Source organism: Phaeobacter sp. PT47_59, from assembly GCF_028890025.1.
Lineage (GTDB): Bacteria > Pseudomonadota > Alphaproteobacteria > Rhodobacterales > Rhodobacteraceae > Phycobacter.
The window spans coordinates 20,860-39,019 of record NZ_JARCJL010000014.1 but is presented as its reverse complement, the minus strand read 5'-3'; the positions used below and the strand labels follow the sequence as shown (position 1 = coordinate 39,019).

At 63.5% G+C, this 18,160-nt stretch carries 7 protein-coding genes; all 7 read right to left on the bottom strand.

The genetic code is table 11. The annotated features are described in order from the left end of the window. Positions 1-19 precede the first annotated feature (19 nt). Positions 20-8,869: a beta strand repeat-containing protein gene (locus PXK01_RS13690; protein ID WP_274860511.1), complete on the bottom strand. Its 8,850-nt coding sequence runs from the start codon at positions 8,867-8,869 to the stop codon at positions 20-22. A 176-nt stretch (positions 8,870-9,045) separates the two neighbouring features. Continuing rightward, complete coding sequence (locus PXK01_RS13685; protein ID WP_274860510.1) at positions 9,046-12,186, bottom strand: FG-GAP-like repeat-containing protein; 3,141 nt, start codon at positions 12,184-12,186, stop codon at positions 9,046-9,048. A gap of 193 nt (positions 12,187-12,379) precedes the next feature. After that, a complete protein-coding gene (locus tag PXK01_RS13680) occupies positions 12,380-13,258 on the bottom strand; it encodes a glycosyltransferase family 2 protein (protein WP_274860509.1) in 879 nt (292 codons plus the stop codon). A 133-nt stretch (positions 13,259-13,391) separates the two neighbouring features. Then, complete coding sequence (locus tag PXK01_RS13675; protein WP_274860508.1) at positions 13,392-14,924, bottom strand: class I SAM-dependent methyltransferase; 1,533 nt, start codon at positions 14,922-14,924, stop codon at positions 13,392-13,394. A gap of 92 nt (positions 14,925-15,016) precedes the next feature. Next, positions 15,017-16,216 carry a hypothetical protein gene (locus PXK01_RS13670; protein ID WP_274860507.1) on the bottom strand — a complete coding sequence of 400 codons (1,200 nt, stop codon included), beginning with the start codon at positions 16,214-16,216 and terminating at the stop codon, positions 15,017-15,019. A gap of 53 nt (positions 16,217-16,269) precedes the next feature. Then, positions 16,270-16,752, bottom strand: coding sequence for a hypothetical protein (locus PXK01_RS13665; protein ID WP_274860506.1), 483 nt, complete (start codon positions 16,750-16,752; stop codon positions 16,270-16,272). A gap of 177 nt (positions 16,753-16,929) precedes the next feature. Further along, a complete protein-coding gene (locus tag PXK01_RS13660; RefSeq protein ID WP_274860505.1) occupies positions 16,930-18,045 on the bottom strand; it encodes a polysaccharide biosynthesis/export family protein in 1,116 nt (371 codons plus the stop codon). Between the last annotated feature and the right edge of the window lie 115 nt (positions 18,046-18,160).

The following is an 18,160-nucleotide window of genomic DNA, read 5'->3' as shown; positions in this document are numbered from 1 at the left end:
GGTCCGGGCACTGGCAGGATCAGAAATCCAGCCGCAGCCCGTGTTCGATCTGCACACTCTCCGTGGTGGGCAGTGACAGCCGGGTCACCACCGCGCCCTGTCCCGCGGCAAAGCGGCGCTCGCGGCTGAAGTCCAGGCTCAGCCGGTCGGTGTCGTCGAGCTGTTCGAAATCGATCGAGAAGGCATAGCTGATCCCTCTGAGCGCATCGATCATCTCGTGGCTGAAGGCCAGCCCGAAGCCGCAGTCGGTGTCGCTGTCAAAGGAGGACATCTCGCAGGCAAAGCGCGGCGCCAGGGCGGTGCGGATCTGCGCGCTCTGGCTGCCCTCCGCCAGGGTGCCGGGCAGGCTTGCGAATTCCAGCTCCAGGAAGATGCGACCGCCGTCATAATCCGGCATGTCGATCCGCCCGGTATCGACCTGTCCCAGCTGGCTGGCCGTTACATCCGCATCGCCGACGCTGGCATAGGCCAGATCCAGGCCCAGACGCGGGGTCAGGAGAAAGCGCTCATATTCCCGCTGGCCGGAAATCGCGGCCCCGGCAAAGGCGGCGGCATAGTCATAGCTGCCCCGGGCATGGATGCGGGTGGGCAGGGCTGCGAAGTCCAGCCGGTAGCGGTGATGACCCATGGCAGCGGCGGCGTAATAGTCCAGGAACAAGCCCTGACCCAGCTCGCGGGCGCCGTAGATGCCGCCATTGACACCGAAGCCGGTGATGGTTCCATCCGCCAGGTCGGTCACATTGTTGCGGCTGACATAGCCACCCCAGAAGCGCCCGCGCAGGTCACTTTGCGACAGGAAGCGTTCGTGCTGGCGGGAGAATTGCAGCAGCGCCTGGGTGCCGATGCCCTCGGTCCGGTTGAGCGTGAAGCTGCCGTCCAGGATCTCGCGGCTGCCGGTCTGGCAGTTGTAGACATCATAGCCGAAGGTGCCGTCGGTGCCGCCGGTGCCATCCACCATCTGCACCGTGCCATCCACGTCAAAGGCCGATTGGGTGCCGCAGCCCAGCCCCTCCTGCCCGGTTTGCAGACGGGTGAGCGCGCCCTTGGAGATATTGCTGAAATAGCGCTGCTGGGTGCGTATCGTTTCCTCGAGATCGGATTTCAGCACTTCGGTCAGCCGGTCGCGGATCTGGTCGACAAGGTCATCCAGGATCTGCACCTGCGCCAGGGCTAGGACGAAACCGTCGAAATTGCTGTCGGTTGATGTCACCGTCACCGTGGGCTGGCAGCTGTGGGTGCCTTCCACCAGCTCATCGTCGATGGCGGTGATCGTCAGGGTCTGGGGGGTGGCGAAATTGCCGGACCGGAAGGTGAGCGTCGCGGGCGAGACGGTACATTGCGCATCCCCCGCGAAGTTGAGCCGCACCGGCGATGTGGGCTGACCCTCGAGCCAGAAGGACATCGCCGCCGTGTCGCGACCATTTTCCGACGCGATGAGATCGTCATTGCTGACCGAGACGATGGCGAAATCGTCATCGGTGATGCTGGCCGAGCCGGTCAGATCGCTGGTGGTGGTGCTGAGCTGGGTGGTGGCATCGCCTGCGGTCACCGCGCTCAGGGTCAGGGTCAGCGTCTCGTTGCCCTCGATCACCACGTCCTCCAGCACGGTGATCTCCACCGTGGCCTGGGTATTGCCGGCCGTGATGGTGACCGAACCGCTGGGGGCGGTGTAATCGCTGCCGCCGGTGGCGCTGCCGCCCAGGCTGTAGCTGATCACGGTATCCTGGGTCGAAATCCGGTCCTGGCTCACCGTGAAGACCACCGTATCCGTGGTGCCGCCATTGGCCTCGGCGCCATTGTCCACGGCGCTGAGCGTCACCGGGTTCTCGGCGCATTGGGTCATCGGGATATTGTTGGCCAGCACGTTGGGGTCGCCGGCCTCGATCACGAAGGTATCGTAGAACACCGGGTTGGCGGCCAGCGAGCTATCGGCCAGGAAGCCGGTGGAACCGAACTCGGTCGAGCCGATCACCGCCGGGTTGGACGGCAAGAGCGAGGTCACATCCAGCGTGCCCGAGGACAGGCGCGCGGTGCTGGCGATACCGGTGCTCGGGTAGCTATAGGCGACCGTATAGGTGCCGGGTCGCTGGGCGAACCACTGGTATTCGCCGCTGGAGCCATCGCGCACGATATTGATGTCATTGGCGATGCCGACACTGCTGTTCGATCCCGAAGGCCCGGTGACGGTGAGCCCGCCACCCGACAGGATGCGACCGTCGTCCTCGCAGTAGAAATAGCCCTGCGGGTCGTAGTCCTCGGCATCGGGGATGCCATCGCCATCGCGGTCGGCGGTGCTGCTTTCCAGGTGGTCGGGAATGCCGTCGCCGTCATTGTCGGCGGGCGGGTTCGGGTCCGGGGTGCCGGTCAGCACAGCGGTGACCTCGATCGCATCGGCGGCGGCGCTCTCCGTGCCGGCGGCGCTTTGCGCAGCTCCCGCAGGCAGGGAGATGGTGACGGTGCCATCATGCTCGGGGGTCACGGTAAAGCTGTAGCTGTCATCGCTGCCGCTCAGGTCCGACGCCGCGCCATTGTCGATCTCCAGATCGTCCAGGGCAAAGCCGGTCACCGCGGTGCTGAAGGTCAGGGTGACGGTGAAGGGATCGCTCTGCGCCTCGTCCGGTCCGCTCAGGGTGGCGGTGGGCGGGTTGGCCGTAAGCGCGGTGGTATCCGTGGCCTGGGCGCCGCTATTGCCCGCCGTATCGCTGAGCGTCACGGTCAGCGTCAGGGTGCCGTCCGGCAGTCCCGACAGATCAATCCCGGTGACCTGGCTGGCCGCCGTGGCAACGGTGCCGCTGCCACTGACGGCGCTGCCGCCGCCATCGGATGTGATCGAATAGTCATATGTGGCGCCCGGCTCGGCGTCGGCAAAGGTGAAGCTGGCCGCGTTGGCATTGGTTTCATCCAAGGGGTCCTGATCGAAGGAGACACTGTATCCGCTGGGCGCGGCGGTATCCTTGGTCAGTCTCGTGGTGGCCTGTGGCGCCGGGTTGCCGGTGGCATCGCTGACATCGGCGGTGAGGCTGAGCGTGCCATCGGCAAGGCCGGAGAGATCCATATCCAGGCTCCAGGCATTGCTGCTGCTGGTGGCGGTGCCGGTCACCGTGGCGCTGGCGCTGTCGGTGATGACCACGGTCACCACCTGCCCGTCACCGATATCGGTGGTGGCGCCGGACACGGGGGTGGCGCTGGCCTCGCTGTCGCTGACCACATCGTCTCCGGCCAGCGGGCTGTCAAAGGCGATGCTGGGTGCGGCGGTGTCCTTGGTCAGGCTGGCGGTGGCCTGCGGCGCCGGGTTGCCTGCGGTATCGCTGACATCGGCGGTGAGGCTGAGGGCGCCATCGGCCAGGCCGGAGAGGTCCATGTCCAGGCTCCAGGCGCCTGCACTGGTGCTGGCGGTTCCGGTGACCGTGGCGCTGGCGCTGTCGGTGACCACCACGGTCACCACCTGCCCGTCGCCAAGGTTGGCGGTGGTGCCGGAAATGGTGGTGGCGCTGGCCTCGCTGTCGCTGATCACATCGTCGCCCGCCAGCGGGCTGTCGAAGGCGATGCTGGGTGCGGCGGTGTCCTTGGTCAGGCTGGCGGTGGCTTGTGGCGCCGGGTTGCCTGCGGCATCGCTGACATCGGCGGTGAGGCTGAGGGCGCCATCGGCCAGGCCGGAGAGATCCATGTCCAGGCTCCAGGCATTGCCGCTGCTGGTGGCGGTTCCGGTCACTGTGGCGCTGGCGCTGTCGGTGACCACCACGGTCACGGTCAACCCGTCGCCAAGGTCGGCGGTGGTGCCGGAAATGGAGGTGGCACTCACCTCGGTTGCTCCGACCAGATCATCGCCCGCCAAGGGACTGTCGAAGGCGAGGCCCGGCGCGGCGGTGTCCTTGGTTGCCGTGTCGGTCACGGCGCTGGCCGCGTTGCCGGTGGTGTCGGTCAGAACCACCGACAGGGTCAGGGTACCGCTGCCCAGAGCCGACAGGTCAAGGCCCGTCACCTGGTCGGTGGCCGTGGCGATGGTGCCGCTGCCACTGACAGCGCTGCCGCCGCCATCCGAGGAGATCGAATAGCTGAATGCGCTGCCCACTTCGGCTCCGGCAAAGGTGAAGCTGGCGGCGCTTTCATTGGCGGCGCCCAGGGGATCCTGATCGAAGCTGACGCTATGACCGTTGGGCGCGGTGGCATCCTTGGAAAGGTTGGCGCTGGCTGTGGCGCTGCCGCTGCCGGCCTGATCGGTGACCGTGGCGCTGACACTGAGCGCGCCATCGGCCAGGCCGGTGACATCGATGCTGGTGCTCCAGGCGTTGCTCGAAACGCTGGTGGTGCCGCTGACGCTGCCGCTGGTGCTGTCGGTGACCGTGAGGGTGACGCTCTGCCCATCCTCGATCAGGCTGCTTGTGCCCGACAGGGTGAGGTTTCCCGCCTCGGTGCCATTGACCACATCATCCGTGGCCAGGGGGGAATCGATGGCGATTGCGGGGATGTTCAGGCTGTCCGATGCCGCACCCGAATTGCCCAGCGAAGAGGTGAGATCGCCGCTGGTATTGCTGAGGGTGCCCGTCGCCGTGGAGGTGACATCGACCATGACGGTACAGCTGGCGCTCGCCGCCACGGTGCCGCCTGTGTAGGCGATGCTGCCCGCCCCCGCCGCTGCGGTCAGGGTGCCACCCGTACAGGTGGTGGAGGCATTGGGGGGTGCCGCCACCTCCATGCCCGCAGGCAAGGTGTCGGTGAAATCGAGGCTGCTGGCCTCGACCAGGGCCGATGTATTGTCCACGGTGAAGGTGAGGGTCACCACATCGCCCAGCGTGGCGCTGGCACTGGCAAAGCTCTTGGCAAAGCCGGGGATCGGTGCGGGGGTGGCGGTCAGCGTGTCGCTGGCGCTGCCGGAATTGCCCAGCGAAGAGGTGAGATCGCCGCTGGTATTGCTGAGAGTACCCGCCGCCGTGGAGGTCACATCGACCATGACGCTGCAGCTGGCGCCCGCCGCCACGGTGCCGCCGCTATAGCTGATGCTGCCCGCCCCCGCCGCTGCGGTCAGGCTGCCACCCGTACAGGTGGTGGAGGCATTGGGGGTTGCCGCCACTTCCATGCCCGCAGGCAAGGTGTCGGTGAAATCGAGGCTGCTGGCCTCGATCAGGGCCGATGCGTTGTCCACGGTGAAGGTGAGGGTCACCACATCGCCCAGGGGGGCGCTGGCGCTGGCAAAGCTCTTGGCAAAGCCGGGGATCGGCGCCGCGGTGGCGGTCAGCGTGGCGCTGGCGCTGCCGGAATTGCCCGAGGAGGAGGTGAGATCGCCGCTGGTATTGGCGAGGCTGCCGACGCTGAGCGCCCGCGTATCGACCACGACGCTGCAGCTGGCGCCCGCCGCCACGGTGCCGCCGGTATAGGCGATGCTGCCCGCGCCCGCCGTCGCGGTCAGGGTGCCGCCCGTACAGGTGGTCGAGGCATTGGGGGTGGGGGCCACCACCAGACCTGCGGGCAATGTATCGGTGAAGTCGAGCGCCGAGGCGGCAATGGCCGAGGCGCTGTTATCCACCGTGAAGGTCAGGGTGGAGGTCCCGCCAAGCGCAACCGAGGTCGGGGCAAAGGCCTTGTCGAACGTCGGGGCGGGTTCCACCGTGAAGCTGGCGCTGGCCGCCGCTGCGGCATAGCTGCCGCCTTTGGTCAGGGTGCTGGAGGTGCTGGTATAGCTGCCAAGTGCCGCTCCGGAAGGCAGGGTCACGGTCAAGTCGATGCTGCAGCTGGCGCCTGCCGCCAGGGTGCCGCCGCTGAGGGTCAGCGTGGAACTGCCGGAAACGGTTGACCCTGCGCCGCACAGGTCACTGCCGGTGCCTGCGCTGACGGTCATGCCAGAGAGCACCGCATCCAGATCATCGGAGAATCGCAGATCGCTGATGGCATTGTTGGGATCATTGTTGGTGATCACATAGGTCAGGGTGCTGCTGCCGCCCTGGGGGATGCCAGTCGAGCTGAAGGATTTGGCAAAGCTGGGGGCAGCGGTGGATTGCACCGTCACGGTTGCCTTTGCATCGCTGCCGGTGATGGCCACGGCGCCGGGATTGGCGATGCCGCTGGTGGTGCTGGAGGTGCTGCTGTAGCTGCCGCTTGCTGCGCCCGAGGGCACGGCCAATGTGGCGGTGATGGTGCAGCTCGCCCCGGCCGCGAGGCTGCCGCCGGCAAAGCTGATCGTCGAGGTGCCCGACAGGGTGCCGCCACAGGTGCTGGCAGGCAGGCCGGTGGCCGCAAGCCCTGAAAGGGCGGCATCCAGATCGTCGGTAAAGGCGAGACCCGCCAGGGCTTTGGTGCTGCTGAGGTTGGTCAGCGTATAGGTCAGATCCACCGTAGTCCCCGCCGCAACCGGGCTGGTGGCAAAGGCCTTGGTCATATTGATCAGATCGGTGCTGACATCGAAGCTGGCCGACATCTGGCCAAGAGACACACCGCTGCCATTGAGGCTGGCCGTGACGTTGGAGGTGGTCGTTTTGTAGCTGCCGTCAGCGGCGCCCGCGGGCACGGTCAGGGTGACATCAATCGTACAGGTTTCAGTCGCAAGCACAGATATGCCGGAGAAGATGCCGGTGTGGGTGCCGCTGGCTGTGCCGCCGCTGCACCCCGACGAGAGGTTCATGGTACTGGCCGCCAACGAGGAAAGCACACTGTGGTAGCCGTCGGTGAAGCCGATGCTGGAATAGCCCGCGGTGCTGTTCGGGTTGGTCAGCGTATAGGTCAGGGTGACGGTGTCGCCGGGCAGAACGCTGCTGGCATCATAGGCGGCGCTGAGGGTCAGCGGCTGGGCCGACAGGATCGCGATGGAATCCGAGGCCGCCGGTGCCGTCGCCGCCTCGCCGCCTGCCGTTGCGGTCAGGCCGGAGGTGGTATTGGTCAAGGTGCCCGAGGCGCCGCCGGGGATGGCGATATCCAGTGCGATGGTACAGCTGTCGCCGGGCGCCAGGGTGCCGCCACTATAGGATAGGGTCGTGGTCCCTGTCAGGCTGCCGCCGCAGGTATTGGTGGTCAGGCTGCTGAAGCTGGTCCCGGCCAGCATCGCGCTCAGATCGTCGGTAAAGGCGATGGCGGTGGCGGTGCTCGGCGATTCAGCCGCGCTGGAGATGGTGAAGGTCAGCCCGGTATCGGCGCCGGCCTGGGCAAAATCTTCGTCGAAGCTTTTCACGAAGGAGAGGTTGGCGCCGCCCTCAACCGTCAGCGTGTCGCTGGAACTGACACTGGAAACGGCGGTGCCGGCTATGGTTGCGGTCACCAGACTGGACGTGCCCGGGTAGTCACCGGGCGCGGTGGCAGCATCCAGTTGTAGCGTGAGCGGGAAGGTACAGCTGTCCCCGGCCGTCAGGGTGCCGCCGACCAGCTGGACTTGCAGCTCTCCGGAAGCGAATAGGGCGCTAACGGTGCCGCCGCATTGGGTGCCGGTACCGCTGACGAGGCTGAGGCCAGAGGGGCTTCGGATGATGTCCTGGAAGCTGATATTGCTGGCCGCCTGGCTGCTGCTGTTGTTCAGCGTATAAGTCAGCGTGACCGTGTCGCCGGGTGCGACCGGGTCATCAAAGCTTTTGGTGAGGCTTGGCGCAACCAGGTCGGAATCCTCGACGCTCAGCGCGGCGGTTGCGGTCGGCCCTGTATAGGGGGCACCGCCAAGGGTCGCAGAGACTGCACTGCTGCTTTGGCTGAAATCACCTGCCGTCGCGCCGCCTGGCACCGTGACATCGACCGAGAAGCTGCAGCTGCTACGTGCATCCAGGGCGCCACCCGACAGGGTCAGCAGAGACGTGCCCGACAGGGTGGAGCCGGTACCGCAAGGGTTGGAAGGCAGGGTACCAGAGACCGCCAGCCCGCTCAGCATCGCATCCAGGTCGAAGGTGAAGCCAATGTTGCTGGCACTGTCACTGCCATCAAGGTTGGTCAGGTCAAAAGTCAGGGTCGAGCTGCTGCCCGGCAAGACACGGCTGGGCGAAAAGGCCGCCAGTAGATCCAGCCCGGCGCTCGGCGCGGCATTTACCGTCAGCGTTGTGCTGGCGGTGGATGTCGAGCCGGAAATGAGAGAACTATAGGTGACCGTATTCTCCAGCACATAGGTGCCGCTGGTCTCGGCCAGAAGTTCGGCGGTGACGGTACAGGTATAGCTCCCGGCAGCTTGGAAAGTGGGGCCGTCAAACTCCAGCGTGCCGCTGGCCGTATCTGCTGTGAGCGCGCCGCCGCAATCGCTGGTGAGCCGCAGCGGCGAACTGAAGGTCAGCCCGGCCGGCAGGGTTTCGCTGAAAGAGGGGGTGACGTAGTAGAAACTGGCCGACCCCCCTCCCGAGGCGACGGTGATGTCCATATCGTAGCTCAGGACTGTGGTCTGGCCACGGTCGATGGTGCCTTGGCTAAGGCTCTTGGTGAAGTCGCTGGCGGCGGCGTTGACGGTCAGATCATCCGTGGCGCTGCCCGAATTGCCCAGCGACGAGGTCAGATCGCCGGTGGTGAACGTATGGGTGGCCACCGTGCTGGAAGTCACCGGCAGGGTGATGGTGCAGCTGCTGCCATTGCCCAGGCGCCCGTCCGCAAGGCTCATCGTGGTGCCGCCCGCAGTGGCGGTGAAGGTGCTGCTGTTGCAGTTGTTGTTCTGGCTGCCCGCCGCGATGGTGATGCCCGTAGGCAATGTGGCGGAAAACCCGAGGCTGTCCGCCGCGCTGCCGCTGTTGTTGGTGATGGTGAAGGTCAGGGTCGAATTGCCGCCCGCAGTGATCGTATTCGGCGAGAAGGTGGTGCTGAAGCTGGGGGTGGGGGAGGTCGCCAGAGCGGGACCTGTCAGTGCAACCGCGCCTGCGATCGACAGAAACAGGCCCAGAACAAGGCTGCGCAGCATCTTGGGCAAAAGCGTGGTCATATCCGTCCCCGAAATTCTTTCGTCTTCACAATCGTCCAGCCGGTCCGTCGTTGGGCGCGGCGCCGCTGCCAGACATGTTGTCGCCAAGCTAAAGCCTTCGCCCCCCGCCCGGCAACGCAGGAATATTTAAAACAGCCTGTTTTTAAAACTCTTTTGCAGAGTGTCACTATTTGGCTTTATTCACCAGAAGATTGCGCGCGTAGAATGCGATACAATCTACCGGCCTCCAGCGGGCCCTCAACCTGGCTTTCGCCGCCGCCGGGCCACAGGATTCGCAAGGCCGTGGCCTGTGCCGCGGCCCCCAAGCCAAAATGGGCCTGCGGGGCATCAAAACTCATGAAACCACCGCCCAGCTGGATCTCGCGCATCTGCTGGCTGCCATCCGCCAATTCCAGCACCAGCCGCGCGCCGATGCCGTCGCGGTTGCCGATATGATCCTCCAGCGCCACCATCAGGGCCTGGCCGCCCCCCGCGCGCCCCTGCGCGCTGTTGCGAAACACCACCATCGGCCCGTTCACGGGATGGGTCACAAGGTCCAGATCGCCGTCGCCATCCATGTCGAAGCGGGTGGCGGCGGCGGTCATCAGGTAGTCTTCCAGGCCAAATTCCCCCGAGGCCTCGGTAAAGCTGAGGCTGCCGTCGCCTGTGCCGCCATCGTTGTGAAAGAACAGGTTCGACGGGGAAACCTCGTTCGGCACCCAGGTGCCATTGACGATATAGATGTCCTGCCAGCCGTCCTGGTCGAAATCCGCGACCTTGGTGTCCCAGCTCCAGCCGCCCACCTCAAGACCATGCGCCGTGGCGGTATCGGCAAAGGCGCCATCCGCCTGCCGCTCCAAGAGCACGTTGGAGCGCAGGATCTGCGGGTGGCTGAGGGCGATCTCATCGGCGCGGGGGCTGCGCGCCGGTTTGAAATGCAGATCGCAATAGGCGCGCGGGATCGGCTGGCTGGCCGGGATCAGGGTGCAGACCGAAGCATCGCGCTTCTGGATCGCCAGATCCTTGATCAGCATCGCCTTGCACTCGGCGCCATAGCGCCCCTGCATCTGCTGGCAGCGCCCGGCGTAGGTGGGGTCGAAACTGTTGCCCGCCTTGTACCACTGTTTGATCGCCATATTGGTCTCGCAGGTGGCGCGCGCCTCTGCATCGACAATGCCCGCGCAGTATTTCGAGAGCGGCTGCATCTTCAGCCGCGAAGACACCCCGGAGGAGCGCCCGGCGATCTGCGCCAGGTAGATCTCGGGGCGGGCGTCGTTGAACAGGTCCGCCACCTTCACCGCCATGGTGGTGGTGGTGGTATGGGGGATCACCCCCTCGGGCTGGGTCACCATGGTCAGCGCGCCGGTGCCAGTCCCGCGGTAGAAGTAATCGGGGATGTCGAAATCATTGCCGACGATCAGGTCGCTGTGCCCGTCGCCGTCAAAATCGCTGAACAGGATCGACAGGGTCTCGCCGGGAATGCCGGGCAGATCCTGGTGCTGCGCGCCGCTCAGCTGCCCATCCGTGTTGAGGATCACCCGGTTGCGCGATTCCTCGCCCGGAATGCGCCGGTACCAGCCCGCCGCCCAATTCCCCAGCGCCACGTCCAGATGGCTGTCGCCGTCGAGATCGGCAAAGCTGAGCGCCATGGTCAGCGGGGTTTCGGGAGTGTTGGGCACGGGGCGCGGCGGCTCGGCGCCAAAGGCCCCGTTCACATTGCGCCACCAGTAGTTGCCTTGCAGATAGGTGGTCAGGAACAGGTCCGGCCAGCCGTCATTGTCGATATCGGCAAGGGCCGCGTTGAAGATCGGCGCATCGCTCAGCGCGCCCAGATCCACAGGCATGCGGGAAAACTGCCCGCGCCCGTCGTTTGCATAGAGATACAGCCCCACTTCGGTAGAGGCCACCGCCAGGTCGATGTCCCCGTCGCGATCGATATCGCCGGATGACAGGCTGCGCCCCTCCCAGAAGGGCGGCCACATGTCGCGCATGGTGAATTCCACCGGCTTGTCGATGCCCAGCTCGCGGGCCTCCAGCCGGGTAAAGAGCGCATCATTCGCAGGCGAGGGCGGCGCAAAGGGGGTTGCCGTGACCGTGATGCGATCGGCATCCGCGCCGCTGACGGTGATCCCCTCCAGCGTCGCCGCGTGGGCCGCGCCCCAGAAAGCAGGCGCGGGAGGGGTCGGTGCCGGGGAGGTCTCTCCCAGCAGCATCTCCAGCGCCCGCCGGCTTTGCCAGTCGTGATAGGCATGGGCGCCGATCCCGGCGGCAAAGCCAAGGCTGCCGATCAATGCCGCCATCAGTGCCGCCGCCCGCAGCCCCAGGGTCTGGGTGATGATCATGAAGGAGTAGATGGAGAAACTGCCTAAGGTAAAAAGCGCCGCCATCACATAGCCATGCGCCAGCCCGGCGGCGATCAGCGCACCACAGAGCACCACGTCAAACCCCATCGGCACCGGCAGGAACAGCGCCACCAGCGTCAGCGCCATCAGGGCGGCGATGCCAAAGCCGAGCCCGGTCACCAGATCCTGCGGGAAGAGCGTGCCGACAATGGCCCCTAGAAATCCCGCCAGCAGCATCATCGGCACCGTCAACTTGATGACATACCAGAGGTTTTTCAGATAACTCCAGGCCACGTCCAGCACCGCGGCAGGCAGGCTGTCGCGCTTTTGCTGGCCCAGTTCACGGCTGCTCCAGGGGGTGGGCGCGGGGGCCGTGACGTCAGGAGCGGGCAATTGGGTCTGCGGCAACAGGCGGCACAGCAGCGGCACCGCCACCAGGATCACCACCAGGCTGAGCGCCAGTTTCGCCACCGCCATATAGAAGGGCAGCAGCGAGAACAGCATCGACAGCACCACGATATTGAGCGTCGGCGAGGCCACCATGGCCGAGAGCGTGGTTTCCGCCCGCATCCCCGAGGCATAAAGCCCCTTGCCGATGGGCGCGACGCAATTGGCGCAGACCCCGAGCGGCGCCCCAATCGCCAGCCCCAGCGCCGAGTTGGCAAAGGCTCCGGAAAAACTGCGCTTTTGCAGGTAGGAGAGCGCCGTCATCAGCGCGGCGGCAAAGAGGATGCCGAATGTCATCCCCTTCTTGTTGGTGTTGATCCAGTTGAGGGTGGAATAGAAGATCCGCTCAACCAGCCCCATGGCCTCGGTCAGCTGGTATTTCGCCTCGAAACTGAGGGGGTCTTCCAGCTGGATCGCCCCCGACATCATCGCCTTTTCATTGAGCGCCGGATAGCGCGAGCCGGTCCAGAACAGATAGGCCAGCACGCCAACGATCAGCAGCGACAGGATCAGGCGCGTGTTGCGAAAGGGAGTGGCGATCTGGGTCATTGTGCCGGTGACTTCAATAAAGGACAGAAAACTGATCTGAGAAGATTACCGGACAAAGAACTTTCTGGTAACCCAACGGTTGAGAAAAAGGAAAAGGATCCAAATCATTATGGCCCGCCGATCATCCACCATCAAACCGTGGGATCAAACACCTAGCAACTGTATTTTTCAGGCGGTCTGAGAAGCCCAGTTTCTAATTGGCAAGAAACTGTCTGGCCGTAGTCGGGAAATGCCCAAAGTATCGGACATTCGGACAGGGGAACGGAGAATAATCAGTGCCACGTAGCCTTTTATATTCCTCCTTGAAAAGATGGATCGGATGATCTTTCAGCGGGATATTGGTGGCCACTCCACCATGGAACTGGTGAAAGACCCCTTCGCCCAGCAGGACGACTGGGTAAATTCCGGAAACTTGAAGAACGCGGTTGCGGAAATCATGGTTCACCAAGCCACCACCACCAGTCTGAAAGCCCGGATCATAGCCGCCAATCTGCTGAAACACAGAGCGCGGCAGCACCAGCCAGCTACATTCCGCAGGCATGCCACCCAGAAAACCGGGACGCGAGGATTGTGCAATGGTCGAAATCTCGAACAGGCGATAGCCGTCTTCAGGCCAGCCGATCCGCTCTATAAGCTCGTCCTCGACAGTCTGGTTATAACCTGCCAGCATGGATTTGTTCTGTACATCTGGCCCCAGGTGCCAAGACAGGGAGGATATGAAGGGCGCTTGCGCGAGCCGTAGCGCCTGCAGGCTGGCAGAGATCAGGCCGGGGCTGGCCATACGAGCACCATCGACGATGAAGGCCAGGTTTTTGCCCCGCGCCATTTCTGCTCCTAGGTTCATCGCCTCAACCGGGGAAATCGAGGTGGTGTCATGGAAATAATAGCGGAAATTCGGCCCCTGGCGCGTGACCGTCTCCGGATCCAGCGGGCTTTGCGATCCGTTGTCGATGGCGATCACTTCGTAGTCGTCTTCTGTCGCGGCCTGCTGATAGGTGGGCGACAGACTGAAGAGGCTGCGCGTGGCCTCGCGGCGCATGTTGTGAAAGATGATGACGATGGACAGTTTCATGTCGGCCTTTCTGCCTGGCCTCCTAGGATCTGGGCGGCTTTCCGTTTTGGTGGAGGTTGGATACGCGCCGGAGGCGGCTCAGAGTTCGGTGATAATCGGGATGTGGCTTCGAGGAAGAGTGCGATTGCCGGGATCAGTATGCAACAGCGGGTTTTTGAAAATAGACCCCGGTCCAGTCGATGCGATGCATCTGCGGCACCGGTTCGCCGCGGGCGGCAAAGAAATCGTCTACGGCCTGGCGACAGACTTCCAGCGCGCCGTAGTCGTCGACCACCACCACGCCGCCGGGGCTGACCCGGTCATAAAGCGCCACCAGCGTGTCCATGGTCGATTCATAAAGATCGCCATCCATCCGCAACAGGGCGATGGTGTTGATCGGCGCATCCTTCAGTGTGTCCTTGAACCAGCCCTTGAGGAAATGCACCTTGTCATCCAGCAGGCCATAGGCCTCGAAATTACCGCGCACGGTCTCTTCCGAAACCGCCAGTTGCGGGAATTTCTCCTTGGACAAATCGAGGGTGCCGTCCTGCTCCATGCTGGGCGGTGGCAAACCTTCGAAACTGTCGGCCACGAACACCCGGCGGTCGCTGATGCCATGGGCCTTCATCCAACCTGCCATCATGATGCAGCCGCCGCCGCGCCAGACACCGCATTCCACAAAGTCGCCGGGGATATCCTGCGCCAGGACATGATCAAGACAGTGATGCAGGCTGTCGAGCCGCAGCCGCCCCATCATGGTATGGCTGAAGCCGGATTTCTCGATCTTACGCTGGGGAAACCGGCCGATCTGGCGGCTGACTTTTAGATCTTCCAGCAACTCGCACTTGCTGTCGCGGATGTCGTGCAGGGTTGCATAATCATAACTGTCCCGGCCTTCGATACAGTTGCGCAGATAAAGGATGCGCAATTCGTCATCCAGATAGACCTCGTTCAGCAGGCTGCGTTTGAGAAGATCCAGGTAGGGACCGGTCTGCGCTGCATCCCGGGCAGGCTGGATATTGCCACGTCCAGACCTAAGGGCGGCAACGAAGGCGGGCAGCTCCTCGGCCGGGCGCGGGGCCAGGCTGGCGCGGATGGCCTCGATCGAGTCCAGTGCGTATTCATCGCCTTCCAGCGCCGCGACATATTCGTTCAGATTGCCCTGCAGGCGACGCTGCGCCGGATCCAGGCGGTGAATCACTGCCAGCCCCTTCATTTCAACGTCAAACACGGTGATCTCAAGATCGGGACGGTGGCGGCGCAGGAAGGGGATGATCTTGTAGACATCGCCGGTCCAGGCCTGGGTCACTCTCTCGCGACTGGCCCATTCGATCTCTTCCGGCAGCACGTCGTCGATCAGGATGACGCTGCGTCCGTCCGAATGGCGCTCTAGGTTCAGCACATCGCGCAGCACGTATTCCGCCAGATGCATGCCGTCGACAAAGGCCAGGTCGACCTGGCCGTTCAGCAGCGCCGACAGGTCCTGATCGCGGAAGAAATCATCGCTGGCGGCGCGGAAGATACGGGTCGGCGCCGACAGCGTCCGGGTGATCTCGAAATCCGGATCAATGGCGATGCTGGGACAGCGCGCGAGCCGCAGGCTGATGCCATGGCGGCAGCCTATCTCCACATAGGAGCGGGGTTGCAGGGTGTCATGGAACAGTTCGAGCGCATTCAGGTATTTCATGGACCACCGGATATGGAGTGTATTCGCACACAGACCGCCGCATTCCGTAAGGAACGCAGCGGTGCATGCATCGCAATTGGATCGGGATCCGTTTACTTGGTTAGGACCTGTTCTTCCAGCGCATTCAGGCGGTTGTGCAGCTGCTCGATGTAGATATGCGCAATCTCAAGCTCGTGCAGCATGCCCGCTGATTTTTCGGTCAGGTTGAACGACAGCCCGGGAGAGGTCGGTCCAACCCCCCATAGGTAGCTGTTTTCCCACATAAATTCAGCATGTTCCTCGATGCTCGGAGGGGTGAAGTAGCTGGCATCGAAGGTCCGGTCACAGGGCCCCGGGTTACAGGAGGGGCCTTGGGTGAAGATGCCGCTGGCATTGATCCGCGCCCAGAGATCTGCGCCGGCATCCGTCGGGCCAGCCAAAAGGATCTCGTTTGTGCCCAGCACCATCTGTGACTGGATCGAGCCGCCGTTTGTCATGCCGATGACGCGGCGATTACCGCCACTGGATTTGATCCGGAACTGCGCCGCGCCCCCGTCTGTGCTCTCAAGATACATGAGTTGCGTACCAACGCCCTCGAAACTCGCCAGATCGCTACCCCCGCCACTGACCACTTTCATCGCTGTTTGATTAGCGCTCCCCCTTACATCCAGCCGCGCATCCGGGCTGGCGGTGCCAAGGCCGATGTCGCCATCGGTATCCACAAAGAGCGAGTTGGTCGGCGCCGAGGGGCGGATCTTGAAGGGCAGGCGGCTGCCGTTGGTGACATCGCGCACGAAGAAGTTGGTTTCATTGCCGGCCAGGTCCCAGGTCTGGGCGGCGAAACCGGAAGAACCATCCTGCTCCAGGCGCAGGGTCGGGCTGTCGCCATTGACCACATGCAGTTCGACCACCGGCGCAGAGGTGCCAAGACCGATGCGGCCGCCGTCATCCACATAAAGCGCATTTGATCCGGCGCCATATTCCACCGTGAAGGGGATCCGGCTGTTGTCGATCGATTCAATGGAGAACTTGTTCAGCCCGCCGTTGGTGCTTTCGTTGGCCGTCAGCTGCCAGTCCACGGTGGGGAAGCTGGCGCTATTGGAGGTATCCTGGAATTTGATCCGGGTGTTGTTTTCCTTCATCCGGATGGTGTCGGAGCCGAAGTTTTCGCCATTGACGCAGTCAAAGCCGACGCAGAGGCTGCCCTGAACAATCACATCCTGGATAAAGACCTCATCGGCCTGCGCGGCGCCTGCGAACAGGGCCGCGGCGCTGATACCCGTTGCAAGAACACGGTGGAGTGCATGTGTCATGGTTCAAATCCTCTGGTCGAGCGGCACTGCTGGGGCCGCGAAATATGTATCGATTACTCTTCCCGGATCTCGTTCGGGGTGATGATCACCCCGCGGGACACCGTGAAAGAGCCATTCATGTAAAACGGAGCCTGGCGGCTGGTGGCGGGGTCGCCCCGACCGTTGTCGATCGGGTTCACGATCTTGACCGTTTCCTCTGTCGCGGCCTTCAATTCGTAGCGGTAGATGCCATCCAGCACCTCGCCGCGGCCGAGTTCGAAGACCGGGGTGCCTTCCTTGGCAAAGACCTGGCTCACTTTCCCGTCAGGACCCGATACCACCAGGGTGGCATTGCCCAGGCCGATCCAGTTCTCGAACCAGAGCGCATTGGAATTGTGCTGTTGCACCGGATCGACGGTTGCCGCTGCCGCATTCCCGGGGGCAAAACCGAAACCCAAAGCCAGAAACCCCGTCAGGACAAGGGCCGTGACCGCTTCAGTAGCAATGGGGTGGTGCGGGAAACGGACCCCCAATCGAGACAGGAAAAAGCGTGGCACGGGACAATCTTCACTCATTGAAGGTTTCGGCAGGGATGCGATCACAGTTTCGCGATTTGACCCTCACAGATCAATGAGAATTGCTAAAGATGCGGGCATTTTCGCACACATGTGGTCCGCAGTCTCCCTGGGGGCGCAATCTATACGTGTGTTACTCAATCTATGGATGATTCAGATCTACAGGATGCCGATGCGGCTGAAGACGCCGAAGAAGTTGCCGATGATGTTGGAAACGGTCAGTGCGTCGTTGATCGGGGATTCTGTTGCGATGACCAGATCGCCCGGGTTGATCTCGAACTTGCGGGCCGAGAACAGCCCGTCCGCCGAGGTCAGATCCAGCGTGAAGACCACCCGGGTCTGGCGTGGGCCACGCTGCCCTGGCGCCACCGCCGAGGCCGGGTATTCGCGCAGGATCAGCAGCCCCTCGGGATCGGCCCTGCTGTCCTGAAAGCCGCCCGCGACCGACATTGCATCCATCGCCGACATCTCGTCCTTGGTGAAGATATGCAGATCCTCGGTGCCGGTGGCGCCGAAGGAGAGGAAATAGCGTTCATCCTCTTCCACGAAGACCCGGTCACCGCCGCGCAACAGCGTATCGAGCCGCGGATTGTTCAGCAGGGTCTCCACCGAGGTGCCATAGATACTGCTGCCGCGCACCAGGCGGATCTGCGGGTTGTTGAGGTTGGAGCTGATGCCGCCCCCGGCCGAGATCAGCCCCATCACCGAGTAATTGCGATCGGGCATCGGATAGGTGCCGGGCTGGGCCACGCCGGAAACGAGATCCACCGAATTGCCGCGTCCTTCGATCATATCCAGCTGCAACTGCGCCGAAGGCACGATGGCTTCCAGCTCTTTCTGCAGTTTTTCCCGCGCCAGATCCGGGGTCAGCCCGAGCACGTTCACATTGCCCACGTAGGGCATGAACACCGTCCCGTTGGAGGCCACGCGCACATCCTGCAGCTGCACCATCTTCTGCTCGCTTGAGGTCAGCAGCGAATTGTCGCTGCTGTCCCAGATCCTCAGTGTCAGCGTATCGCCGCCCTGGATGATCTGGGTCTTGGCGCCTTGGCTGGCCTGGATCCAGTTGCGATGATTCTTCTGGCCGGTCTCGGGCCATTGCGCCACCGTGGGCAGGAAGGCGCGGGTCACGGCATAGAGGGCAAAATCCGCATCCGGCGCATTCGACTGGGCCAGGATTTCCTCGCTGATGGGGGCGCCGCTTGGCAGGCGGCCGCAGGCGGCGGGCAACAGGGAAAGGCTGGCGACGGCGAGCAGTGAAATGAAAGAACGCATGGGGCCCCTGTCCGCAAAACGGCTTGATTTTCGATCCGGTTTCGGACCTGTGGTTTTGCAGGGCAAAATACCGGGCCAGCGCGATGCGTCAACAACAAGCGGTATCTCGGCCTTC